Here is a 305-nt window from a genome sequence, read left to right as displayed (position 1 = left end):
TACAAAAGTAGCGCAAACAAAAGTAGAAGGAACGAAGACGTGGAAGGATGGAAATGCGACAAACCGTCCGACAACGATCAAAGTAGACCTACTACAAAATGGAAAAGTAATTGATACAAAAGAAGTGAGCGCAGCGGGCGAATGGAAATATGCGTTTACAGACTTAGCGGCATATGATGCCGAAGGAAATGCGTACAAGTATGAAGTAAAAGAACCACGCGCAGATGGAAATATCGCAGCACAATAGCGTTCTGCAAATACAAATAGCCAAGTACGGCAAGCAAAAGTATAAGGGACGCAGAGGG

The 305-nt window shown here is 43.6% G+C and carries 1 protein-coding gene; it reads left to right on the top strand.

The genetic code is table 11. The annotated features are described in order from the left end of the window. The coding region (locus JDS96_RS30975; protein ID WP_242480042.1) for a Cna B-type domain-containing protein at nt 1-247 on the top strand (247 nt) is incomplete at its 5' end. Nucleotides 248-305 lie beyond the last annotated feature (58 nt).

Source organism: Bacillus cereus group sp. N21 (assembly GCF_016483395.1).
Taxonomy (GTDB): Bacteria; Bacillota; Bacilli; order Bacillales; family Bacillaceae_G; genus Bacillus_A; species Bacillus_A pseudomycoides.
This window is presented reverse-complemented; position numbering and strand designations above follow the sequence as displayed.